Origin of the sequence: Anoxybacillus sp. CHMUD (assembly GCF_013096965.1) — a bacterium.
Classification (GTDB): domain Bacteria; phylum Bacillota; class Bacilli; order Bacillales; family Anoxybacillaceae; genus Anoxybacillus; species Anoxybacillus kestanbolensis_A.
On the sequence record NZ_SDLG01000003.1, the window covers coordinates 15,680 to 38,707 of the forward strand.

At 42.4% G+C, this 23,028-nt stretch carries 22 protein-coding genes and 1 other annotated feature; of the genes, 6 read left to right on the top strand and 16 right to left on the bottom strand.

Translation table 11 applies throughout. The features are described 5' to 3' along the window. Positions 1-2 precede the first annotated feature (2 nt). Together pepF and ETB99_RS02535 are read right to left on the bottom strand one after the other, a co-directional pair. Positions 3-1,799, bottom strand: a complete 1,797-nt coding sequence (gene pepF / locus ETB99_RS02530; RefSeq protein WP_171699823.1) for an oligoendopeptidase F — start codon at positions 1,797-1,799, stop codon at positions 3-5. A 37-nt stretch (positions 1,800-1,836) separates the two neighbouring features. Beyond that, positions 1,837-3,030 carry a competence protein CoiA gene (locus ETB99_RS02535; RefSeq protein WP_171699824.1) on the bottom strand — a complete coding sequence of 398 codons (1,194 nt, stop codon included), beginning with the start codon at positions 3,028-3,030 and terminating at the stop codon, positions 1,837-1,839. Between the two features lie 224 nt (positions 3,031-3,254). On the opposite strand from ETB99_RS02535, the gene mecA reads away from it, so the two are divergent. Further along, the gene (gene mecA / locus ETB99_RS02540; RefSeq protein WP_077427623.1) at positions 3,255-3,920 is read left to right on the top strand and encodes an adaptor protein MecA; all 666 of its coding nucleotides are present in this window, start codon (positions 3,255-3,257) and stop codon (positions 3,918-3,920) included. A gap of 57 nt (positions 3,921-3,977) precedes the next feature. Further along, positions 3,978-5,486, top strand: coding sequence for a cardiolipin synthase (gene cls / locus ETB99_RS02545; RefSeq protein WP_077427624.1), 1,509 nt, complete (start codon positions 3,978-3,980; stop codon positions 5,484-5,486). A gap of 13 nt (positions 5,487-5,499) precedes the next feature. Here the strand turns inward: cls and spxA are convergent, their stop codons facing one another. Further along, positions 5,500-5,910 (bottom strand): transcriptional regulator SpxA, encoded by a 411-nt coding sequence (gene spxA, locus ETB99_RS02550; RefSeq protein ID WP_021094738.1) that lies wholly within the window; start codon positions 5,908-5,910, stop codon positions 5,500-5,502. Between the two features lie 249 nt (positions 5,911-6,159). On the opposite strand from spxA, the gene ETB99_RS02555 reads away from it, so the two are divergent. After that, on the top strand, positions 6,160-6,351 hold the full coding sequence (locus ETB99_RS02555; protein ID WP_042894256.1) for a hypothetical protein: 192 nt from the start codon (positions 6,160-6,162) through the stop codon (positions 6,349-6,351). Positions 6,352-6,454: 103 nt separating this feature from the next. Here ETB99_RS02555 and ETB99_RS02560 read toward each other — a convergent pair whose 3' ends face one another. From ETB99_RS02560 to ETB99_RS02580, 5 genes are all read right to left on the bottom strand, one after another. Next, complete coding sequence (locus ETB99_RS02560) at positions 6,455-7,393, bottom strand: ABC transporter ATP-binding protein (RefSeq protein ID WP_077427626.1); 939 nt, start codon at positions 7,391-7,393, stop codon at positions 6,455-6,457. Next, positions 7,390-8,448 (bottom strand): ABC transporter ATP-binding protein, encoded by a 1,059-nt coding sequence (locus ETB99_RS02565; protein ID WP_077427627.1) that lies wholly within the window; start codon positions 8,446-8,448, stop codon positions 7,390-7,392. Before ETB99_RS02565 ends, ETB99_RS02560 begins: the two co-directional genes overlap by 4 nt. 13 nt (positions 8,449-8,461) lie before the next feature. Continuing rightward, positions 8,462-9,472, bottom strand: a complete 1,011-nt coding sequence (gene opp3C, locus ETB99_RS02570) for an oligopeptide ABC transporter permease (protein ID WP_216366042.1) — start codon at positions 9,470-9,472, stop codon at positions 8,462-8,464. Then, positions 9,472-10,401, bottom strand: coding sequence for an oligopeptide ABC transporter permease (gene opp3b, locus ETB99_RS02575; RefSeq protein ID WP_003395390.1), 930 nt, complete (start codon positions 10,399-10,401; stop codon positions 9,472-9,474). Before opp3b ends, opp3C begins: the two co-directional genes overlap by 1 nt. Before the next feature lie 103 nt (positions 10,402-10,504). Further along, positions 10,505-12,151: a peptide ABC transporter substrate-binding protein gene (locus ETB99_RS02580; RefSeq protein WP_171699825.1), complete on the bottom strand. Its 1,647-nt coding sequence runs from the start codon at positions 12,149-12,151 to the stop codon at positions 10,505-10,507. 286 nt (positions 12,152-12,437) lie between these two features. On the opposite strand from ETB99_RS02580, the gene ETB99_RS02585 reads away from it, so the two are divergent. Together ETB99_RS02585 and trpS are read left to right on the top strand one after the other, a co-directional pair. Next, positions 12,438-12,767 carry a DUF3899 domain-containing protein gene (locus ETB99_RS02585; RefSeq protein ID WP_077427631.1) on the top strand — a complete coding sequence of 110 codons (330 nt, stop codon included), beginning with the start codon at positions 12,438-12,440 and terminating at the stop codon, positions 12,765-12,767. A 35-nt stretch (positions 12,768-12,802) separates the two neighbouring features. Further along, positions 12,803-13,030, top strand: a binding site (T-box leader). Positions 13,031-13,077: 47 nt separating this feature from the next. Next, positions 13,078-14,067: a tryptophan--tRNA ligase gene (gene trpS, locus ETB99_RS02590; protein ID WP_128999860.1), complete on the top strand. Its 990-nt coding sequence runs from the start codon at positions 13,078-13,080 to the stop codon at positions 14,065-14,067. A 29-nt stretch (positions 14,068-14,096) separates the two neighbouring features. On the opposite strand, the gene ETB99_RS02595 is transcribed toward trpS, so the two are convergent. The 7 genes from ETB99_RS02595 to ETB99_RS02625 all read right to left on the bottom strand — a co-directional run bounded on the left by ETB99_RS02595 (position 14,097) and on the right by ETB99_RS02625 (position 20,028). Continuing rightward, complete coding sequence (locus ETB99_RS02595) at positions 14,097-14,837, bottom strand: YjbA family protein (RefSeq protein WP_171699826.1); 741 nt, start codon at positions 14,835-14,837, stop codon at positions 14,097-14,099. 76 nt (positions 14,838-14,913) lie between these two features. Further along, positions 14,914-15,120: a YuzI family membrane protein gene (locus ETB99_RS02600; RefSeq protein ID WP_077427635.1), complete on the bottom strand. Its 207-nt coding sequence runs from the start codon at positions 15,118-15,120 to the stop codon at positions 14,914-14,916. A gap of 54 nt (positions 15,121-15,174) precedes the next feature. Then, positions 15,175-15,897, bottom strand: a complete 723-nt coding sequence (locus ETB99_RS02605) for a DUF2268 domain-containing putative Zn-dependent protease (protein WP_171699827.1) — start codon at positions 15,895-15,897, stop codon at positions 15,175-15,177. A gap of 71 nt (positions 15,898-15,968) precedes the next feature. Then, the gene (fabF, locus tag ETB99_RS02610) at positions 15,969-17,210 is read right to left on the bottom strand and encodes a beta-ketoacyl-ACP synthase II (RefSeq protein ID WP_077427639.1); all 1,242 of its coding nucleotides are present in this window, start codon (positions 17,208-17,210) and stop codon (positions 15,969-15,971) included. Positions 17,211-17,242: 32 nt separating this feature from the next. Next, positions 17,243-18,175, bottom strand: a complete 933-nt coding sequence (locus ETB99_RS02615) for a beta-ketoacyl-ACP synthase III (protein WP_006318848.1) — start codon at positions 18,173-18,175, stop codon at positions 17,243-17,245. Between the two features lie 107 nt (positions 18,176-18,282). After that, the gene (locus ETB99_RS02620; RefSeq protein ID WP_171699828.1) at positions 18,283-19,236 is read right to left on the bottom strand and encodes a BMP family ABC transporter substrate-binding protein; all 954 of its coding nucleotides are present in this window, start codon (positions 19,234-19,236) and stop codon (positions 18,283-18,285) included. A 90-nt stretch (positions 19,237-19,326) separates the two neighbouring features. Next, a complete protein-coding gene (locus tag ETB99_RS02625) occupies positions 19,327-20,028 on the bottom strand; it encodes a hypothetical protein (protein ID WP_171699829.1) in 702 nt (233 codons plus the stop codon). Between the two features lie 139 nt (positions 20,029-20,167). Here ETB99_RS02625 and ETB99_RS02630 point away from each other — a divergent pair, with 139 nt between their 5' ends. Beyond that, the gene (locus ETB99_RS02630) at positions 20,168-20,347 is read left to right on the top strand and encodes a YjzD family protein (RefSeq protein ID WP_006318851.1); all 180 of its coding nucleotides are present in this window, start codon (positions 20,168-20,170) and stop codon (positions 20,345-20,347) included. A gap of 26 nt (positions 20,348-20,373) precedes the next feature. On the opposite strand, the gene clpB is transcribed toward ETB99_RS02630, so the two are convergent. Then, a complete protein-coding gene (gene clpB, locus ETB99_RS02635; RefSeq protein ID WP_077427644.1) occupies positions 20,374-22,947 on the bottom strand; it encodes an ATP-dependent chaperone ClpB in 2,574 nt (857 codons plus the stop codon). Positions 22,948-23,028 lie beyond the last annotated feature (81 nt).

The following is a 23,028-nucleotide window of genomic DNA, read 5'->3' on the forward strand; positions in this document are numbered from 1 at the left end:
TTTTATAATAGTTGCTCAAGCTGTTGTAATTTTTGTTCGAACACTTGACACGCTTGTTCAATTGGCTCTGGAGACGTCATATCGACACCCGCTTTTTTCAACACTTCAATTGGATAATCGGAGCTTCCTGCTTTTAAAAATCCAATGTAACGTTCAACCGCAGGTGCGCCCTCTTCTAAAATTTGTTTGCTTAATGCAGTCGCAGCGCTAAAGCCTGTCGCATATTGATACACATAATAGTTGTAGTAAAAATGCGGAATGCGCGCCCATTCTAAGCCGATTTCTTCATCGATGACGACGCCATCCCCGAAATACGTTTTGTTTAGCTCATAATATTTTTCCGTCAATACTTTGGCGGTCAACGCTTCCCCGTTTTGTGCCATTTGATGAATCATATGTTCAAACTCCGCAAACATCGTTTGACGGAATACCGTCCCTCGGAACGTTTCTAAATAATGATTTAATAAATATAACTTTTTCTTCTCGTCATCGATCGTTTTTAATAAATAATCGTTCAACAACGCTTCGTTGCACGTCGATGCGACTTCCGCAACGAAAATCGAATAGTTTCCATACGGATACGGCTGATATTTGCGCGTATAGTAACTATGCACCGAATGGCCAAACTCATGGGCAAGCGTAAATAAGTTGTTCACATTATCTTGCCAGTTCATTAAAATGTACGGATTCGTTCCATATGAACCAGACGAGTATGCTCCACTTCGTTTGCCGCGCGTTTCTTGCACGTCAACCCAACGGTTATCAAACCCTTCTTTCACGATCGAAATATATTCGTCACCTAGTGGCGTCAATCCTTTTAACAATATGTCTTTTGCTTCTTCATACGTCACTTTCATATCGACTTGTTTGACAAGCGGCGTATATAAATCGTACATATGCAATTCATCTAATCCGAGCACGCGCTTGCGCAATTGAACGTAACGATGCAAAAGTGGCAAATAACGATGAATCGTTTCAATTAAGTTATCGTACACCGTTTCAGGAATTTGGTTTTTACTTAATGCCGCCTCGCGCGCTGAGCGATAGTTGCGAACGCGCGCAAAAAAGTTATTGCGCTTCACCGCTCCGCTTAACGTGCTCGCAAACGTATTTTCATATTTGCGATATGTATCGTATACCGCTTTAAACGCATCATGGCGCACGCGGCGATCTTCGCTTTCAAGAAAACGAATGTAACGACCGTGCGTCACTTCCACTTCTTCTCCGTTTTCATCTGTAATCGTCGGAAAACGCAAATCAGCATTATTTAACGCCCCGAACGTATTGCTTGATGCGTTCATCACTTCCGCCGCCTGTGCAAGCAACGCTTCTTCTTTTTCCGATAACACGTGCGGACGTTGGCGGTTCATTTCATCTAATTCATGCGCATACAAACGAAGCGGTTCGTATTGTTGTAAAAACGTGCGCAACACATCTTCATCCATCGCTAAAATTTCTGGCACGATAAACGCCGTCGCTTGACCTGCCTCCGCATACAACCCTTCTGCTCTCGTTTCCAATCCTTGATAAAGCGAATTAGCCGTATCTTCGTCATGGCGCATATGTGCGTACGCATATAATTTTCCTAGTCGCATGAACACATGGTCGCGATATTGTAACGCTTCGTATAACGTTTGAGCACTTTCTCCAAGCCTACCTTTATATTCCGAAAATTTCGGAAGAAGTGACATAATTTCTTCAAATTCTTTCTCCCATTGTTCATCCGTCGCAAAAATATCTTCAAGACGCCACGTATACTCTACCGGAACGTCTTTGCGTGTCGGCAACGTTTTTGCCATATCAATCACCTCTTACATCAAAATGTTTACTTATATATTATTCTCGTTTTGTGAAAAAATCCTCTTTTTTGCTTACAATTCGTCGCAATAGTTGCTCATCTCCACGAATCGCTTCTTCGACGTTGCGCGGAAGCGACCATGACCGAATGCGCTGAAACGTACTTTTTCCTACTTTTTTCAAAAATTGAAGCGAAACGAGCGCATGTAAATAATCCATAAGGGCATATGAATAATGACTTTTTGTCACAAGCGGCAAGCGGCGAATATGAATAAGATTTTGACGAATGAAATATCGCATTCGCTCATATAATTGATGAAACGAAAACGTCACATGAAGCGGAATACGCATCATCTCAAGCAACATATACGTTTGCCAAATAAATGGGGGCGTCTCAAACCAATACGCATGGCGAAGCGGAATGCCTGCCTCATGAGGAAATAGCGATGGGGTCATAGGCACATTATATACGATGCGGCAAAACGTTCGATTTGTGCGATAGTATAGGGGAGATAGCCGCCATTGCTTCTTTTTCATTTGCCATGCATGAAACAAAGCATCATGTTGTCGTTGTGGCGTCTGAAAAAAAGAAGAAAATGATATCGCATGAAGCGGAAACGTCGCCCATTCTCCGTATGCGAGCGTGGAAGAGAGCGGAATAAGATGATGAAGAAACGATACTTCTCGGCGTTCAGCACAATAAAACGGGATGACTTCTTGATCATTGAAAAATAGCCATGAAAATGAGGACAGTTGAAAAAACAAACTGCGGCGTTTGACATGAGATGTATGAAGTAACCAAATCGGGACAATATGTGCGTTCTTGTATGCATTCGTTCGTTTCGCGAATAAAGAGAATGGAATGATGGAACATTGATATTCGATCGCGTACATGTGTTGCATATGTCGAACAAATACATCTGGACGTTGCTGAATGTGCCGCAAATACTTCTCGACTTCTACTTCTTCTACTTCGATTTTTTCATTTGTCAACCATTCATACAATTGTTGTTTCCCTTGTAAATGAGCAAATGTCTCCCGCTCTGTTTCAATCGTACATTTCGTTTCGTGCGCAAAATGCGGCATACGTTTTGTCCCTATTTTCAACTGAACTCGTTCTAAACAAACAGGACAAAAAAACGCCTGCGTCGCTCGCAATACATGTAGCTGCTCGATCGTCCAATCGTCTAACAACGAACATGTTTCTCCATTTTTCAATAATGCGACAAACATATAACCTCTCCTTTCTCCACACATTTTTTTCACCACCATCGTCTTTTTTCCTGCAACAAATACAAAAAATAGGGGAACAACTAAATTTATTGAATTAGGCGTTTTTTATTTCCCTTCTTTCACATTTTGTCATACAATAGAAGTACAAGATATAGGAGGATGGGCGAACGCTCGGGGAGACATTCCCTTCCTGACTGAATAATCGTAGAAGGGAGCTGAGGAACATGGAAATCGAACGCATCAATGAATATACGTTGAAACTATATATATCGTACGGAGATATTGAAGAACGCGGCTTCGATCGTGAAGAAATTTGGTACAATCGCGAACGGAGCGAAGAATTATTTTGGGAAATGATGGACGAAATCCATCAAGAAGCAGAAATTTATTTAGAAGGACCGCTTTGGATTCAAGTGCATGCTCTTGAAAAAGGGTTAGAAGTGTTCGTTACAAAAGCGCAAATTTCAAAAGACGGCAGCAGACTCGAATTGCCAATTGTCGATGAACGATTCAGAGACTTACCGGTTGATGAAAAAATCGAACATATATTAGACCAACATTTTAACATTATAAAAGCATCATCATCAGAACCTGATAATCCGCTCCAATTCGTCATCCGCTTCAAAACGATTGAAGACGTCATTGCTCTTGCGCACCGTCGCGATTTTTCAACATTACACAACAAACTATTCGCATTTGAAAATCACTACTACTTGTACGTCGAATTTACAGAAGAAGATACCGATCGCGACATTGACAATATGTTAAGCATATTGCTTGAATACGGGCAAGATTCGCAAATGACGATTCATCGTCTCGAAGAATACGGAAAAATCGTCATCGCAGAACAAGCATTAACGATGATCGCCAAACACTTTCCAAACTCATAACGCCGATTTCAATTGATTGAAATCGGCTTTTTTCTCGCGAGGTCAGGTGAACAACAAATGAGAAACGCTTTAAAAGTTGTGCTATTTATACTTGCTTTCGTCGGCTTTTTAGTAGTGACAAAAGATTATTGGGAAGGCTGGCTACTCGGAACGTTCAGCTTATTTGTCACCTTGTCAGTGATTTTTATTTCGTTTGTCATCTTTTTAGAAAATCGCCATCCAACGAAAACGCTCACATGGCTCGTTTTATTCAGCAGCTTTCCGCTCGTTGGTTTTATTCTTTATTTTTTACTCGGCCAAAACTATCGCAAAAAACGGCTATTTCGAAAAAAAGCGTTGCTTGATGAACAAACGTTTCGCAAACTAGAGCGCAACGAGACGCATGACGCGCAAACATTATATATGAAACCGCATCAACAGCCGTTGCTACAACTAGCGAGACGCATGACGAAAGAATCGATTTCAACTGCGACAAAAACACGTGTGTTGACGAACGGAGAAGAAACGTTTACAACCATTTTTAAAGAGTTAGAAAAAGCCGAGCATCACATTCATCTTGAATATTATATTGTCCGCGATGACGACATCGGTCAGCGCTTAAAACAAATATTAATGAACAAGGCGAAAAAAGGGGTACACGTCCGCTTTTTATACGATGCGGTCGGAAGCTGGCAGCTATCGAAAACGTACATACAGGAGATGCGTGAAGCTGGCGTCGATATCATCCCTTTCTCCCCTGTGCGCTTGCCGTTTTTAAACAATAAAATTAACTTCCGCAACCATCGTAAAATTATCGTCGTTGATGGAAAAGTCGGTTTTGTTGGCGGGTTAAATATTGGGGACGAATATTTAGGGAAAAACGAATATTTCGGCTTTTGGCGCGATACGCATTTATTCGTATACGGCGAAGCAGTACGTACGCTACAACTTATTTTTTTACAAGATTGGTATTACATGACCGGTCAACAGCTATTAACGCTGAACTACTTAAGTGCACCGACAGTTGAGGATGAAGCACTTGGAGGCGTTCAGCTTGTCGCCGGCGGACCGGATACGAAATGGGAAGTCATTAAACATTTATTTTTCGCGATGATTACATCGGCACAGCGCTCGATTTGGATCGCCTCGCCGTATTTTATTCCAGATGAAGACATTTTAACGGCATTAAAAGTGGCGGCATTAAGCGGAATTGACGTGCGGCTTCTTGTCCCAAAGCGACCGGATAAAAAAATTGTATTTTACGCGTCACGCTCTTATTTTCCCGAACTACTGGAAGCAGGAGCGACCATTTACGAATACGAAAAAGGATTTATGCACAGCAAAATTATCGTTGTAGATGGAGAACTCGCTTCCATCGGCACAGCGAATATGGATATGCGCAGCTTTCATTTAAATTTTGAGGTAAATGCGTTTTTATATCAAACGCCAAGCGTGCAAACGTTAGTCGATGATTTTATAAACGACTTCGAGCATTCATCAAAAATTGATATCAATCAATTCAAATGCCGACCGCTTTGGATGCGGCTCGCCGAGTCGACTGCTCGCCTCCTTTCGCCGCTATTGTAAAAAGGCTTAGCGTTTATGCTAAGCCTTTACTGTTGACGAGCTGTTGTGCCTGACGCAATTGATACGTCCGCACTTTTCTCGGTAAAAAGCGGCGAATTTCATCTTCGTTGTAACCAACTTGCAGGCGCTTCTCGTCCATGATAATCGGACGGCGCAAAAGCCCTGGATGTTGGCGAATAATTTCATATAAATCTTGTAGCGGCAATGAATCAACTTGAATATTTAGCTTTTGAAAAATTTTCGATCTCGTCGAAATAATTTCGTCTGTCCCGTTTTCGGTCATGCGCAAAATGCCTTTAATTTCTTCAATCGTTAACGGTTCAGCGAAAATATTGCGCTCTTTATACGGAATGTGATGCTCTTCTAACCACGCTTTTGCTTTTCGGCAAGACGTACAACTCGGCGATGAATACACGATCACCATATATCAATCACTCCCTTATGGGTTGCTTTGTTCGCTTTCTGTATTAAAACACATCTTATTTTAAAATGACTTTAAAAAACTTTACAACGTACATTATACAACAAAAAAGTTTAGAAAGATACACCTTTTTTCAATTTTACCCAACATATTATACGGTTGTCCGATAAAAATGGTTTCATTTTTCGTTGCGTTCATTTGCAATTTTCTCTACAATAAAAGTACAGATGGCAAACAAAGGGGGAAGTGACAATGGCGCAATTTTTTATTGACTTTACGATTGTCGCTATTTTAGTGATTGGAATAACTGCGCTCATGGGCGTCATTTTAAACGGCATCGGGGAAAACGTATTTGGCGGACGAAAAAAGCGGCTACATACAGCGATGAGCGAACATGTGCAAACAGGATGGAAAATGGTCGGCGGCAAAAAAGCTTCGAGATAATCTCGGAGCTTTTTTTAAAAACGAAATAGTCAAATAAATCAAAATATTGTATAATACTCTAGTGAATCAAACGAAAAAAGCTAATCTCTCGAAAGCCGAGAGATTAGCTGTACATCGCCTTATATGTTTCGTACTCTGCTTCAGAGCAGTAAACGAAATGGCCTGGCGTAATTTCGCGCATGCGCACATCTTCGCCTTCTTTATAGTTATGTTGTGTCGGGTCGTAAATAATCCGTTTTCGTGTCCGCTCTGTTTCTGGATCTGGATGTGGAATCGCAGAAAGGAGCGATTTTGTATACGGATGAATCGGATTGCGATACAGTTCTTCTGCATCAGCAAGCTCAACCATTTTTCCGAAATACATAACACCGATGCGATCGCTAATGTATTTCACCATCGACAAGTCGTGCGCGATAAATAAATACGTTAACCCTTTTTCACGCTGCAGCTTTTTCATTAAGTTGACGACTTGCGCTTGAATCGATACGTCTAACGCCGAGATTGGCTCGTCCGCAATAATAAACTCCGGCTCAACCGCCAATGCGCGCGCAATGCCGATCCGCTGACGCTGACCACCCGAAAACTCATGCGGATAGCGATTCGCATGTTCACGATTTAACCCGACTGTTTCAAGAAGCTCATATACGCGATTCATGCGCTCTTCTCGCGACGACGCTAAGCCGTGAATATCGATGCCTTCCGCAATAATATCCGCAACCGTCATACGTGGATTTAATGACGCATACGGATCTTGGAAAATCATTTGCATTTTCCGTTTTAATTCTTTCGCTTCTTTCGCCGATTTTTTTCGATGGACGCTCAACCCGTTAAACAACACTTCGCCACCTGTTGCTTCATATAGCCCGATAATTGTACGGCCTGTCGTTGACTTTCCACATCCTGATTCCCCTACAAGACCGAGCGTTTCACCTTTATAAATATCGAACGTCACATCGTCAACAGCCTTTACGATTTGACCTTTGCCGACTTTAAAATATTGTTTTAAGTTTTTCACTTCAACGAGTTTTTGTTTTTCGCTCATTGCTTATTCCCTCCTTTGTTGTTCGTTAGTGTAACGAATTTTTTCATCCGTTCACGAACGACTTTCGGAGGTTCAACTTTCGGTGCATTCGGATGAAGCAACCACGTTGCCGCATAGTGCGTATCAGATACTTGAAACATTGGCGGCTCCATTTCATAGTCAATTTTTAACGCGTACGCATTACGAGGCGCGAACGCATCGCCTTTTGGCGGATTTAATAAGTCTGGTGGCGTTCCTGGAATGGAGTACAATTCTTCATCTCCGTGCTCTAGGCTTGGCATCGACGCAAGCAGCCCCCACGTATACGGATGTTTCGGATTGTAGAAAATTTCATCGACCGTTCCTTTTTCAACAATTTTTCCGGCATACATGACCGCCACACGATCAGCTACGTTTGCCACAACACCTAAATCATGTGTAATGAATATAATCGATGTGCCTGTCTTTTTTTGAATATCTTTAATGAGTTCTAAAATTTGCGCTTGAATCGTCACGTCCAGCGCTGTCGTTGGCTCATCGGCAATGAGCACTTTCGGATTGCATGCAAGTGCAATTGCAATAACGACACGTTGACGCATACCGCCTGACAATTGATGTGGATATTGTTTAAAGCGAAGCGCTGGCTCTTTAATGCCGACAAGATCAAGCAATTCAATGGCGCGCGCTTTCGCCTCCGCTTTTGTCATTTGTTGATGTTTTAACAATACTTCTGTAATTTGTTTTCCGATCGTCATCGTCGGATTTAATGCTGTCATCGGATCTTGGAAAATCATCGAAATTTCTGCCCCGCGCACACGTTGCATTTCTTTTTCCGATAGTTTCGTTAAATCGCGACCTTCTAATAAAATTTGTCCTTGTTTAATTCGCGCAGGAGGAACCGGTAGTAAACGCATAAGCGCTTTTGATGTCACCGATTTTCCTGATCCGGACTCCCCAACGATCGCCAACGTCTCTCCTTTGTACAAATCAAACGATACACCTCGTACAGCTTGTACTTCTCCACCGTACACATCAAACGAAATGTGCAAATCTTTTACTTCGAGCACTTTTTCCATTGTTCCACCTCCTCTATTTACGCATTTTTGGATCAAGCGCATCGCGCAATCCGTCTGCTAATAAGTTAAAGCTTAAAATAAGCAAGCTAATGACAAACGCTGGAATCATCATTAAATGCGGGAACGTTTGGATCGACTTATAACCGTCATTTACAAGGGAACCAAGCGACGCTTCTGGTGGACGAATACCAAGTCCAATAAAGCTTAAAAACGCTTCTGTGAAAATGGCGCTCGGAATTGTAAACATCGTCGTAATAATAATCGGTCCAACAACGTTCGGTAATAAATGTTTAGCGATAATGCGCGAATCGGATGCACCGAGCGTGCGAGCGGCTAATACGTATTCCATATTTTTTAACTTTAAAATTTGTCCGCGCACAATACGCGCCATCGTCACCCAACCTGTAATAACCATCGCCATCGTTATTGAAATAATTCCCGGCTCAAATACGAGAATAAATAAAATAACGACAATTAAGTTCGGGATACCGACTAATACTTCAATAATACGCTGCATCACATTGTCGACGCGCCCACCGTAAAAACCGGACACACCACCATAAATAATTCCAATTAACAAGTCAATGGTTGCAGCTAACACCCCGATATATAACGAAATACGGGCACCATACCACGTACGTGTCCATAAATCGCGACCGAGGTCATCGGTTCCAAACCAATAGTACTCTTTTACACCACGCTTTTCATATACGTTAATGCCGTTCATATCTTTTCCGTTAAACGGAAGCCAATCAATATGTTCTAACACCGGGATACGCGGTGGTAATTTCGCATGACTTAAATTTTGTTGTTTGTACGTACGATCGCTCATGATCGGTGCAAAAATAGCCATCAACGTAATGGCAATAATCATGATTAGTCCGAAAACAGCACCTTTATTTTTTCTTAATCGAAGCCAAGCGTCTTGTAAAAACGTTAAGCTTGGACGATTAATTTTTTCCATATCACCTTGACTCTCTGTCGCTAGCTCAAACAACTCAGGAGATAGTTGCTTTTCTGTCATTATTTTTTCCCTCCCGCCAAACGAATTCGCGGATCAATTAAGCCGTAAAGCACGTCCACAATAAAAATAACAAAAATAAATAACGCACTATAGAAAATAGTCGTTCCCATAATGACCGGATAGTCATTTAAGTTAATGGAACGAACGAACTGTTCCCCTAAACCAGGGACAGCAAAAATCTGTTCGATAACAAGTGTTCCTGTCATTAAGTTAACAGCCATCGGACCAAGAATTGTAATAATCGGAATCATTGCATTTCGCAATCCGTGTTTAAAAATGACGCCAAAGCCGCTAATTCCTTTTGCACGCGCTGTTAAAATATAGTCCGAACCGAGCACTTCTAACATTTCTGTACGCATAAAGCGCGCGATGCTCGCGATAACGAATACGGATAACGCTAGCGTTGGCATGATCGTGTACTCAAAACCATCCCAAAACGCAACAGGAAGTAATTTTAATTTTACACCGATGTAATATTGCAACAATCCACCGAATACAAATGATGGAATGGAAATACCTAAAACAGCTAACACCGTTGCTCCATAGTCAACCGCTGTATTATGACGAACAGCAGCGATCACACCGAGCAAAATACCAACAATTGTCCCGAATACGAGCGCTTGAAAACCGAGTTGTGCCGATGGCCCAATGCGATCACCAATAAGCTGTGTGACTGGGCGGTTATCATATTGGAAGGAAACTCCTAAATCACCTTTTACTAAATTGCCTAAATAACGAACGTATTGCACAGGAACTGGATCATTTAGACCATACTTTTCTAAAATGATTTTTTGTTGTTCTGGTGATAGCTTCTCTTGATTTTGGAGGGGGGAGCCTGGGAGAAGCTTCATTAAAAAGAACGTGGCTGTTGCAATGATAAATAGCGTAATAATCATATAAATAAGACGTTGCAACGTATATCGTGCCATATCGCACACCTCCTTAAAAATTAAAAACTTTTTGAAATTTTACTGATTAGCAGGCAAAAGGAGAGTATATGCTTTCGCACATATACTCTCCTTTCTTTTTCGATTACTCGATATAAGCCCACTTATAGCTATTGTCTGGACCGAATGGATGATCAACGATACCTTTCACGTATTCACGCTCTAAGTACGCTGCACCACGTTGGTACATTGGCGCGATAACTGCCTCGTCTAACAAGATTTTCTCAGCTTTTACCATCGCATCCCAGCGAGCTTGCAAGTCAGAAAGAAGCGTTGTTTTCGCATCTTTTACAAGTTTGTCATACTCCGCATTTGACCAACCTGTTTGGTTATGAGCACCGTTTGTGACAAACATATCGATGAATGTCATTGGGTCTTGGTAGTCTGGACCCCAACCTGCAAATGATAATTCATATTGCATTTTGCTTTCAAGATCAAGTTTTTGTTTAAATGGTTGTTGTTTAATGTTAATTGTTAAACCAGGTAAGTTTGTCTCAAGTTGCTCTTTTAAGAACTCACCGATTTTCTTCGCGCTTTCAGAGTCGTAGTTTAACAACTCAAGCGTAACTTTGTCTTTGCCAAGCTCTTTTTTCGCTTGTTCCCAATATTTTTTCGCTTCTTCTGCATTAAACGTTAATAAATCGCCATTTTCTTCACGGAAGTCTTTTCCGTTCGGACCTTTAACGAATCCTTCTGGAACGAAGTAGTTCGCTGCTTTAGAACCGTTATTTAAAATCGTCGCAACCATCGCTTCTTTATCGAAGCCCATCGCAATCGCTTTGCGAGCATTTACGTTTTTCAACACTTCATTCTTTTGGTTCATACGAATGAAGAATAATACAGGCTCTGATTTTGTTTTGAAGTTTTTGTCGCTGCTATATTTGTCAACAAACTCTGCACTTAAACCGACGCGGTCTGCTTTGTTTGTTTCATACAAGTTTACACCTGTCGCTACATCTTTTACGATGTTGAAGTTAATTGTTTCAAGTTTAACTGTTTGTGCATCCCAATATTGCTCGTTTTTCTTTAATTGGAAGCTTTGCTCATGTTTCCACTCGCTTAATACGAACGGACCGTTGTAAATTGTTGTGTTTGCTTCAAGACCGTATTTGTCCCCTTGCTCTTTCACATACTTTTCGTTTTGTGGATAGAACGTCGGGAATGTTAATAAGCTTAAGAAGTATGGAATTGGGTTTTTCAATTCAACTTGTAACGTTTTTTCGTCAATTGCTTTTACGCCTAATTGGTCAACAGGCACTTTTCCTGTGTTTACTTCTTCAGCGTTTTTAATGTCGTACATAATGTATGCATACTCAGCACCTGTGTTTGGATCAAGCGCTTTTCTCCATGCAAATACGAAATCGTTTGCCGTTACAGGCTCACCATTTGACCATTTCGCATCGCGAAGTTTGAATGTGTACACTTTTCCATCTTCGCTTACTTCATAGCTTTCAGCCATCCCTGGCGTTGGCTCGTTGTTTTGGTCTAAACGATATAAACCTTCAAATACGTTGTTCATGACGCGGAATGATACGCTGTCAGTTGCTAACGTAGTGTCTAGTGAAGGAATTTCCGAAGTTTCTAACAAGTTCAATACTTGCTCTTTCGCTGGTGTTTCTTGTTTTCCTTCATCTGAAGGTTTCGGTTCTTCCGCGTTGTTGCCGCCACATGCTGCTAGCACCATGGAAGCAACAAGAAGAAGAGCGAAAAAGGCAGATAGCTTTTTCTTCATGCGAGTTTCCCCCTCATCTTTTTATTGTATTTATTTCCATCTTCTGATTTATCAGAAGATTTGAAACACAAGGACATTATATAACGAATTAATATATTTGAAAAGATTTTTTTGAAACTTTTTTTAAATTTTCTAACATTTTAAATAAATGCGAGGCTTGTTCACAAATTTGATAAAATCAGCTTGATGACTATTTTATTTGTTTTCTGGACATTTGTAAATAGAAAATTTACACTTTTTTTAGTATAATACTTCACAGCGATTAAGCACGAAAGGTGGATAGATCGTGAAAAAAGCAGTCATGACAAGCTTTTTCGTATTTTTGATCGCGCTAACGGTTGCACTTTTTTCTGAAACGAAGTGGTTAACATTTATTAATGTTTCTTTTTACATCGCCCAACCACTCGTTATTATTGGCGGATTTCGGTTCATATATGAAAAAGGATTTTTCGATGTCACTATCTCTAGTTTTAAACGATTGTTTCGTTCCCCTGTTGAACGATACATGGCTGATGAACAACGCGACGACGCGTCAAAAAAACAATGGGGAGCGACGCTTTTTTTTGCTGGGCTGGTCGTCACAGGCGCAACGCTCATTTTTTCATACATGAATTGACAATCGAAGTGGAAACTCATATAATATTTTCAAAAACCGATGCGATGACGAAGAATAGTACATATGACGAGGCGTTCAGAGAGCTTGTGGACGGTGCGAACAAGCCGCTAGTTGTATGGAATGGGCTTTCGAGCATTCAAGCTGAACAAAAAGTAGGCTTGGACGTTTGCCTTACGTTACAAAGGTGCCATGCATGCGCATGGGCAAAGTGATTGTCGTATCGGCAATAACTAGGGTGGCACCACGGTTCTATCGTCCCTAAAGATGATAGGACTTTTTTATTTGGAAAAATAAAAAAAGGAGTGATTCGATGAAGACGATTTTTTCAGGTATTCAACCGAGCGGCGTCATTACGCTCGGCAACTATATCGGGGCGATGAAGCAATTTGTTGAATTGCAAGACGATTACAACTGCTACTTTTGCATCGTCGATCAACATGCGATTACCGTTCCACAAGATCGGCTCGCGCTTCGGAAAAACATTCGCAGTTTAGCTGCATTTTATTTAGCAGTCGGCATTGATCCGAACAAATCAACGTTATTTATCCAGTCAGAAGTTCCTGCGCATGCGCAAGCGGGTTGGATTTTGCAATGCATCGCCTACATTGGCGAATTGGAGCGGATGACGCAATTTAAAGATAAATCAGCAGGAAAAGAGGCGGTCAGCGCCGGATTGTTAACGTATCCGCCGCTTATGGCAGCGGACATTTTACTTTACTCGACAGACATCGTTCCTGTCGGTGAAGACCAAAAACAACATATTGAGCTCACACGCGATTTAGCGGAGCGATTTAATAAACGATATGGGGACATTTTCACGATCCCGGAGGCGCGCATTCCGAAAATCGGAGCCCGCATTATGTCGCTTACTGATCCGACGAAAAAAATGAGCAAGTCCGATCCGAATCAAAAATCGTACATTACGCTGCTTGATGATGCGAAAACGATCGAGAAAAAAGTAAAAAGCGCCGTCACAGACTCAGAAGGCATCATTCGTTACGATAAAGAAAAGAAGCCGGGCGTATCGAACTTATTGACGATTTACTCCATTTTGGCGAACGAACCGATCGAACAGCTAGAAGCGCGCTATGCTGGAAAAGGATATGGGGAGTTTAAAGCAGATGTCGCAGAAGCGATTATTAACACCTTAACACCAATTCAAGAAAAATATTATGAGCTTATGGAAAGCTCAAAACTAGATGACATTTTAGACGAAGGGGCAGAAAAGGCAAACCGCGTCGCAAACAAAATGTTAAAGAAAATGGAAAATGCCATCGGGTTAGGAAGAAAAAGACGATAAAAAACTCAGCTCCATAAGGGCTGAGTTTTTTAATTCACTTTCGGTTCTTGTTCCATTTCCCACAGTTTTTCAAAAAACGGTTGTCCTTTCACAAGCCGTTCGCACAAATGAACGTGCCGCTCCGACCATCCATGTTTCGCTTCTTCGTACAAGCCGTTCCACGCTTCTTCGAACGACATTTGTTGAATGTATGCATACTTTTCTGGCGCCCATTCCGTATACCAATAACGCACTTCGGCAACATTTTTCGTTCCGTATAGTTGATCAAGCGCCATAAATAACAGTTGTTTCAATTGTCGCTCTTTACGTGTCAATCCGCTCATGAGCGCAGGATGAGGCGATAAAATGTGATATTCTCTTTCACTTTGTTGAAACGGATATATGCGTACATCTTGCTCTTTCATCATCTCATAAACGAGCTGTTCTTGACGTGGAATGAGGCGGCTTTTTCGAATCGGAATATGATAACCAATCGTATCAATGGCGATAATGCCGTAACCATCTGTGGCGATAAAACAATAATCAAGTTGAATGCGTTCGTGGTTTTTGCGCACGTACGCTTTTTGATATACGTCTTCAAGCAACGGTTTCGGAATTTCGGCCAAGCTGTTTTCTAAGTAGTGAAACAATGGTGCACTCACTTTCAACACTGGCACTTGATCTAACAGTTCAATCGCATCATCTTTTCTCCACTCATAAAAGTGGCAAACGTTATAGCCGTTTTCTTCTCCTTCAAACCAATTTACCCAAACATCGTGAAGATACAACATGCATAACCCCTCACTTCGAACGATTTGTTCACAGTATGGTCAGAGGTCGTTCATTTTATTCCATTTCACCCTAAATTTAACCATCATCACGAAATGGGAAAAAAATGCTTAGCCACGTCATGAATAAGCCAATCGGTAAAAAATAACACTCCACTTTTGTGCTAATAAATAACAAATATTCTTTCCAGTCTGAACGTGAGGCGATAATGTTTAAATACGCAATCATCGTCGTCCCACCGATCACCGACATCCCGAACCCAAGCAAATAAAAAAAGAAACGCATACATTAGCCCCCTTGTCCACTACTATATGTATGAACAAGCGACATAACGATGCGTTACATAAAAAAAATTTGTTCAGATGTCATAGTGAGTAACTCCGTCATCGTCTTTTTCGCTAGCGCTCGTCTCACCACTTCATATCCAACTGCGTAACCAAGCATGCGTGGATACAACATCGAACCATACAACAAGGCACGATAACGAGCATCGTCCAGACGAAGAGACAAGTTTGGCACGAGCCATTTTTTCGTAAATTGCTCGAGTTGTTCTTTCGTATAATATGTCGTCCATTTGGCGACATAGTCGCTTCCAAGCCGCTCCCTCACCGCATGTTCGGCTAATCCTTCCATCACGATGCGATCAAGAAGCGTATAGTCCCGTTCATCTTTCGGGTCAGCATGTAAACGACAGACATGATTGTATTCGTGAATGAGGAGGGCGTAAATATGTTCGTTCGAGACATGAGGAAGTAAAAATAAAAACAGTTGATCGAAAAAAGCGACGCCTGACTTTCCGCCAAATTCATGTTGGAGTGAACGATTTGTGGCATCTGCGGGGAAAATATAAATCGGCACATCCGGGCCATCCCACTCTTTTTTTAGCTCCATAAACTTTTTAGCGACAAACGCCCATACATTTTTTTCAGCGAGCTGTTTCATGATCTCCTGTTGATTGCGCCGTGCCATGCCATGTGCGAATAAATGGCGCTGTACGTCTTCGTTTATTTTTTCACGCCATTTGTCATGTTCAAACCAGTTTTTTGTGTTAATCACTCCCATGATACTCCCCCCCTTTCGTTATCGCATTGTACGAAAAACGAAAGGAAAATGTGAAAAGGATGAGGAAAGCCTCATCCTTCATATTTTTTGAAAATGATCGTCGCATTATGGCCACCAAAACCGAGCGAGTTGCTTAATACAGCACGCACATTTTGTTTGCGGGCAACGTTTGGTACGTAATCTAAATCGCATTCTGGATCTGGTGTTTCATAGTTAATCGTTGGCGGAATAACGCCATCGTAAATGGATAACACGGAGAAAATCGCTTCAACAGCCCCTGCTGCCCCGAGCAAATGCCCTGTCATCGATTTCGTCGAGCTGACCGCTAGTTTATACGCATGTTCACCAAATACTTCTTTAATCGCCATCGTTTCGTATTTATCGTTATACTCTGTGCTCGTTCCATGTGCGTTAATGTAATCGATGTCTTCTGGTCGCATGTTCGCATCATGAAGCGCTTGGCGCATCGCGCGGACGCCGCCTTCTCCGCCCGGTGCTGGCGCGGTAATATGATACGCATCGCCTGTCGCACCGTAGCCGACAATTTCTGCATAAATGCGTGCACCACGTTTTAACGCATGTTCGAGTTCTTCTAAAATAATAATGCCTGCCCCTTCGCCCATAATAAATCCGTCACGATGTTGATCGAACGGACGGCATGCTGTGTTCGGATCAGGGTTAAACGAGAGCGCTTTTGCGGCGCTAAATCCTGCAAACGCCATATGTGTAATCGGCGCCTCTGTTCCGCCTGTAATCATCACATCGGCATCGCCACGTTCAATTACTTTGAACGCATCGCCAATCGAGTTCGTTCCTGTGGCGCAGGCGGTCACCGTACATGAGTTTATTCCTTTCGCCCCAAGCATAATCGACACTTGTCCGGCCGCCATATCTGGAATCATCATCGGAACGAAAAACGGGCTGACGCGACGATATCCTTTTTCTAAAAACGTCTTCAATTGTTCTTCGTACGTTTCCATCCCGCCGATACCTGAACCGATCCATACGCCGACGCGCGCAGCGTTATCCTCCGTAATTTGTAAATTTGCATCTTTTACTGCCATCATCGAAGCGGCGACCGCATATTGCGTGAAACGGTCCATTTTGCGCGCTTCTTTTTTATCAATAAATTGTTCGACTTGAAAATCTTTCACTTCTGCCGCCACTTTCGCAGGAAAATCGTCCGCATTTAACCGTGTAAGCGGACCGATGCCCGATTGTCCTGCCACGATGTTTTTCCATGTCGTTTCCACATCATGTCCTAACGGTGTGACAGCTCCTAATCCCGTGACGACGACTCGTCTTTTTTCCATCACACATCACTCCTTTGTTTCATCATACATCGTTATTTGCCCCAACGCAACGCAATAGCGCCCCACGTTAATCCACCGCCAAAGCCGACCATAATGATGAGATCATCATCTTGAATGCGTCCAGCTTCTACTTCTTCAACGAGCGAAATCGGAATCGATGCAGCGGACGTATTTCCGTATTTATTGACCGTAATCGACATGCGATCGATTGGGAGTTCTAACCGTTCGCGCGCCGCTTCCATAATGCGAATATTCGCTTGATGCGGAATTAAAAAGTCAACATCTGCTTTCGTCAATCCTGCTTTTTCTAATACGCGAATGCACGACTCGCCCATTTGACGCACCGCAAACTTAAACACTTCTCGTCCGTTCATCACAACAAAATCGTCTTGATATAAATATTTTCCGCCTGTACCGTCCGCTCCTAGCTCAAACGACACGATGCCACGACCTTCAGACACTTTTCCCATCACGACAGCGCCTGCGCCGTCTCCAAACAACACCGCTGTGTTACGATCCGTCCAATCAACAATTTTTGATAACTTTTCCACCCCAACGACGAGTACATATTTGTACGTATTCGTCTCAATAAATTGTTTTGCCGTCACCATCGCATACATAAATCCCGCGCATGCGGCACTGACGTCAAGAGCCGCCGCACGCACCGCCCCAAGCTTTTCTTGCAACATACATGCGACAGATGGAAAAGCGCGATCTGGCGTCACCGTCGCTACTAAAATGAGATCAATTTGTTCTGGCGAAATGCCCGCATCATCAAGCGCGCGCTTTGCTGCGATATAGCCCATATCGGACGTATCGATATCGTCTGACGCAATGCGCCGCTCTTCAATGCCTGTGCGCGTCCGAATCCATTCATCGGACGTATCCATACGTTGTTCTAATTCTTTATTCGTCACAATACGTTCCGGCAAATATCGTCCAATTCCAATAATTCCTGCACTCACGGAAATATCGTCTCCTTTTATTATCAAACTTTATTACTTGGTACTAATTTTACTTTCTTTTTTCGTTTCGCGCAATAAAAAAATGAGGTGCTTACTCGACACCTCATTTACTCATTCGGCAATTTTCCCGTTGCTTTATATCGCGTAATCGCTTTTTTTATTTTTTGCTGAAACGATTCCTCGACAAGTGGGCTAAACGTGCCGAGTTCGATGACACCGTCTTGAAAGTCGACATATGTCGTTCCTGACGTTAACTCCCCATCGATAAACTTTTGCGCAACGAGTTCGTACAGTTCGTCGACATGTTGGACGGTGCTTGTCAGCACTGTTCGTTCCCCTAAATCTGATTGGTCTGTTACATATCCGATCGCATAAAGCCCATATTCTTTCATTTTTTCAATAATCGGCACGCTAAATTTATCGCCAGCGGGATATATGACATCTACGCCATCTGCGATCATCCGCTCAGCAATCGCCAGAGCTGTATTTATGTCATCCCAATTTTGCACATATTCAACGTCGACATGGGCATTTTCGTTTTCATATAACGCTCCTTCGAAAAAACCGTCCACTTCCGGCTGCCATTCAAATGCGGCAATCACGCCAATGTTATTCGTTTTCGTCATATGTCCTGCGACCATGCCTCCAAAAAAGCCCATCGCATGTCCTTGGAAATTGAAGCTTGTGACGTTTTTCTTTTTCGCCTCTCCGTTAAAAAATACAAAATGAATATCTGGATATTTGTCCGCAAGATCATGAAAATATTGTCCATACTCGCTCCCGTGTCCGAAAATTAATGTGACACCTTTTTCGTGGAATTGTTTTACCGCATGTGCCGTAGCGGCCTTCGAGTTGACCCCTTCGCGATAAAACACGTCCGCTCCAAACTTCGCTTGAATACGAAGCAACCCTTTATATCCTTTCGTTCCCCACACTTGATCGTCGATCGTATCCGAAACGAGCAAACCAACCTTTTGTACATGTCCCGATGATAATTGAGCAGGAGCGCAAGAAGATAATATAACAAGTAGTGCAAAAATCAAATATGTATATCGCCACATCAACATGCAACACTCCTTTTTCTGTTTCATTTTTTATTTTACTTGCTTTCTTTCTGATCGGTAAAGAAAAAATCCCCACGGGTATGGGGACTATACGTCATTATATCGTGCATAAAATGCATGAATCGCTTGGGCAAACGTATATTTTTTTTCCGGCAAGTGATAGGACACAGGAACACCGTATGTTTGCGCATATGATCGTGCATGAATCGTTGGTGGATATGGATTTATGCCTGATACTTGCCAAATTTTCATCGGCACAATCGGCGGATAAAGTGGTGGAAGCCATCGTTCAACTTCTTCTTGCCCATACGCTTCCTTGAGTTGACGCAACAACCGTTTATAAAAAAATTTATGTTCTTTTTCATATTGCAGTTGCGCCTGTAAATGTAAACAAGGATTTAATAGCGCAATTGCACGTATTTGATCATGCAAATCGTTCATTAATTGCAAAGCGACAAGCGCCCCCATTCCTTCCGCCAACACATAAATGCGTTCATTTAAAATTTCTGTTTTTAGCACATAATAAATTAGCTGCTTCGCTAGTTTCACCGCTTTTGGACTTCCCCAATTGGCACCGTACAAATGCGAATAAAAAATCGTATATCCATGTTGTAATAAATCGTGCAACAACTTGTTTTTTCCAACATGTTGCATCCATAAGCTCGTTTTATCGTCGACAAAGTGAGAAACGTCCCCTAAAAGAAGCAAACCAAATCCGTTCGGTCGATCTGGAACATGAATTGCACACCATTGCTCGCTAAATTGGAAAAATCGTTGCTTATCTGTCATAATCGTCCACCTTAAGCACATCATTGTACAATATATCGTATGCGATTTTCTTTTGCGTGTACTAGGCGTTATAATTTTTCGTTTTCGCACATCCATCATTTATGTTAAGATAAAAAAAGAGTGCAAAGGAGGGAGTTATATGCGCATTTTTTGGACGTTTTTTTGGACGTTTTTATTAGTCAACATGTTGACATACGTCGTTAGCTCCATGATCGGTGTGGCGTACCATTTCGCAACCGGTACAACATTGGCAGTCATTGCAACCGTTCTCATTTTGTTAATCGCGCAACTTATTCCAAACGACCCTGTCCATCATTAAAAAAAGGATAAACGGCATCTGTCCGTTTATCCTTTTTTTACAACTAATTGATCACCTTCGACATCGATCGTCACCGCGTTATAGTCTCCGATATGCCCAGCGACAATTTCACGCGCAAGCTTCGTTTCGATATGTTTTTGAATAAACCGTTTGAGCGGGCGAGCACCATATACATGATCAAACCCATGTGTCGCAATGTACGTTTTCGCTTCGTCCGTTAACGTGACTGTGATGTGACGCTCCGCTAACCGTTCTTCTAATTGTTTGATAAACTTCTCTACAATGCCTTTTACTTCACGTACAGTTAACGGCTTAAATAAGACAATATCGTCGATGCGGTTTAAAAACTCTGGTCTAAAATGCGCACGTAACTGTTTCAACACTTGTTCGCGCGCTTCTTCGTTTACCTCCCCGTGCGCATCGACCGCTTCTAACAACGTGTGCGAGCCAATATTGGACGTCATAATGACGACTGTATTTTTAAAGTCAACCGTTCTTCCTTGCGAATCCGTCATGCGACCGTCGTCTAACATTTGCAGTAAAATGTTAAACACTTCTGGATGCGCTTTTTCAATTTCATCAAGCAAAATAACCGAATATGGCTTTCTGCGCACCGCTTCGGTTAGTTGTCCCCCTTCTTCGTATCCAACATATCCTGGGGGCGCTCCGATTAAACGAGATACTGCATGTTTTTCCATATATTCCGACATATCGATACGAATCATTTGTTGTTCGCTATCAAACAACGCTTCCGCTAACGCTTTCGCCAATTCTGTTTTTCCGACACCTGTCGGACCGAGGAAAAGAAATGAACCGATCGGACGATTTGGGTCTTTCATGCCTGCACGCGCGCGCAACACCGCATCACTCACTAGCTCAACAGCTTCGTCTTGTCCGATAACGCGTTCATGTAAAATATTTGAAAGCCGCAATAACTTTTCTCGCTCGCCTTCCACGAGTTTTGTCATCGGAATGCCCGTCCATTTTGACACGATTGTCGCGATTTCTTCTTCCGTTACTTCTTCACGTAGCAAGCGTTGTTCGTTTTCACTTTGTTCCAATTGTTTCAATTGCTTTTCAAGCTGTGGAATGCGTCCGTGACGAAGTTCTGCTGCTTTATTTAAATCGTAATTGTTTTCTGCTTCTTCTAACTCACGCTTTGCTTTTTCTAACTGTTCACGCAACGTGCGCACGTGTTGAATCGCTTCTTTTTCTTTTTCCCATTGCGCTTTCATCGCGTTTGCTTTTTCGCGCAAATTTGCCAGCTCTTGCGATAGCGCCTGTAAGCGTTGTTTGCTCGCTTCGTCTTGTTCTTTTTTAAGCGCTGCTTCTTCAATTTCCAATTGCATCATTTTTCGCATTACTTCATCAAGTTCCGTTGGCATCGAGTCGATCTCTGTGCGAATCATCGCGCACGCTTCGTCAACGAGGTCAATCGCTTTATCAGGTAAAAAGCGATCAGAAATGTAACGATCTGATAACGTTGCCGCCGCCACAAGCGCCCCATCGTGAATGTTGACACCATGATGAATTTCAAATCGCTCTTTTAATCCGCGTAAAATTGAAATTGTATCTTCGACCGTCGGCTCTTCGACGAGCACTTGTTGGAAACGACGTTCGAGCGCTGGATCTTTTTCAATATATTGACGATATTCATCAAGCGTCGTCGCTCCGATACAATGCAATTCCCCGCGCGCAAGCATCGGCTTTAACATGTTACCAGCATCGAGCGCACCGTCTGCTCGCCCTGCACCAACAATCGTATGCAGTTCGTCAATAAATAAAATGATACGACCTTCGCTTTTCTTTATTTCATTTAATACCGCTTTTAACCGCTCTTCAAACTCTCCGCGAAACTTGGCTCCGGCAATAAGCGCACTCATATCGAGTGCAAAAATCGTTTTATCTTTCAATCCTTCTGGCACGTCTTTTCGGACGATGCGCTGCGCGAGTCCTTCGACAATTGCCGTTTTACCGACGCCCGGCTCCCCAATTAAAACCGGATTGTTTTTCGTCTTGCGCGATAAAATGCGAATGACGCGGCGAATTTCGCTATCTCGGCCGATGACCGGATCTATTTTTCCCGCTTTTACTTCTGCGACTAAATCGCGACCGTATTTTTGCAACGCTTCGTATGTAGCTTCCGGATTTGGACTAACCACGCGTTGATTCCCCCTTATTCCCATAATCGTTTGTAGTAGCTTTTCTCGGTCAATACCGTAGCGCGACAATATTTGTTTCGCTTCTTTATCGTCAACGAGCGTAAGCAACAAATGTTCAACCGATACATATTCATCTCTCATTTGTTTCGCTTCTTGTTCTGCCCGCACAAGCCATTGTTGTAAACGATTTGTTACATATATTTTTCCCGCCTCTGAACTCGAAATGACTTGCGGTTTTTTATTCAGCTGTTTTTTCCATTCATCTAACAGCGCCGCAACAGGAACGGACATTTTCTCGCATATGCGCCGTGCAAGCCCATCTTCTTGTTCAAAAAGCGCGATGCATACGTGTTCGACGTCGACTTCTTGATGTTGATTTTCCGTTGCTAGCGTTTGTGCACGCCCGAACGCCTCTTGCACTTTTTCCGTCATTTCCATCGTTCTCACCCCTTTGACTTTGACTTTATTTGACCTTTATCTATTACGTATTATAACGAGAAAGCCACCCTTATGCAAGGA

Bases quoted from the DNA above. Each gene is read 5' to 3' on its own strand.
- ETB99_RS02620 (WP_171699828.1), bottom strand. From the start codon at position 19,236: ATGTGGCGATATACATATTTGATTTTTGCACTACTTGTTATATTATCT.
- ETB99_RS02535 (WP_171699824.1), bottom strand. From the start codon at position 3,030: ATGTTTGTCGCATTATTGAAAAATGGAGAAACATGTTCGTTGTTAGAC.
- ETB99_RS02555 (WP_042894256.1), top strand. From the start codon at position 6,160: ATGGCGCAATTTTTTATTGACTTTACGATTGTCGCTATTTTAGTGATT.
- spxA (WP_021094738.1), bottom strand. From the start codon at position 5,910: ATGGTGATCGTGTATTCATCGCCGAGTTGTACGTCTTGCCGAAAAGCA.
- fabF (WP_077427639.1), bottom strand. From the start codon at position 17,210: ATGGAAAAAAGACGAGTCGTCGTCACGGGATTAGGAGCTGTCACACCG.
- ETB99_RS02565 (WP_077427627.1), bottom strand. From the start codon at position 8,448: ATGGAAAAAGTGCTCGAAGTAAAAGATTTGCACATTTCGTTTGATGTG.
- cls (WP_077427624.1), top strand. From the start codon at position 3,978: ATGAGAAACGCTTTAAAAGTTGTGCTATTTATACTTGCTTTCGTCGGC.
- opp3C (WP_216366042.1), bottom strand. From the start codon at position 9,472: ATGACAGAAAAGCAACTATCTCCTGAGTTGTTTGAGCTAGCGACAGAG.
- ETB99_RS02600 (WP_077427635.1), bottom strand. From the start codon at position 15,120: ATGCGTTTCTTTTTTTATTTGCTTGGGTTCGGGATGTCGGTGATCGGT.
- ETB99_RS02625 (WP_171699829.1), bottom strand. From the start codon at position 20,028: ATGACAGATAAGCAACGATTTTTCCAATTTAGCGAGCAATGGTGTGCA.
- opp3b (WP_003395390.1), bottom strand. From the start codon at position 10,401: ATGGCACGATATACGTTGCAACGTCTTATTTATATGATTATTACGCTA.
- clpB (WP_077427644.1), bottom strand. From the start codon at position 22,947: ATGGAAATGACGGAAAAAGTGCAAGAGGCGTTCGGGCGTGCACAAACG.
- ETB99_RS02560 (WP_077427626.1), bottom strand. From the start codon at position 7,393: ATGAGCGAAAAACAAAAACTCGTTGAAGTGAAAAACTTAAAACAATAT.
- pepF (WP_171699823.1), bottom strand. From the start codon at position 1,799: ATGGCAAAAACGTTGCCGACACGCAAAGACGTTCCGGTAGAGTATACG.
- trpS (WP_128999860.1), top strand. From the start codon at position 13,078: ATGAAGACGATTTTTTCAGGTATTCAACCGAGCGGCGTCATTACGCTC.
- ETB99_RS02595 (WP_171699826.1), bottom strand. From the start codon at position 14,837: ATGTTGTATCTTCACGATGTTTGGGTAAATTGGTTTGAAGGAGAAGAA.
- ETB99_RS02630 (WP_006318851.1), top strand. From the start codon at position 20,168: ATGCGCATTTTTTGGACGTTTTTTTGGACGTTTTTATTAGTCAACATG.
- ETB99_RS02580 (WP_171699825.1), bottom strand. From the start codon at position 12,151: ATGAAGAAAAAGCTATCTGCCTTTTTCGCTCTTCTTCTTGTTGCTTCC.
- mecA (WP_077427623.1), top strand. From the start codon at position 3,255: ATGGAAATCGAACGCATCAATGAATATACGTTGAAACTATATATATCG.
- ETB99_RS02605 (WP_171699827.1), bottom strand. From the start codon at position 15,897: ATGGGAGTGATTAACACAAAAAACTGGTTTGAACATGACAAATGGCGT.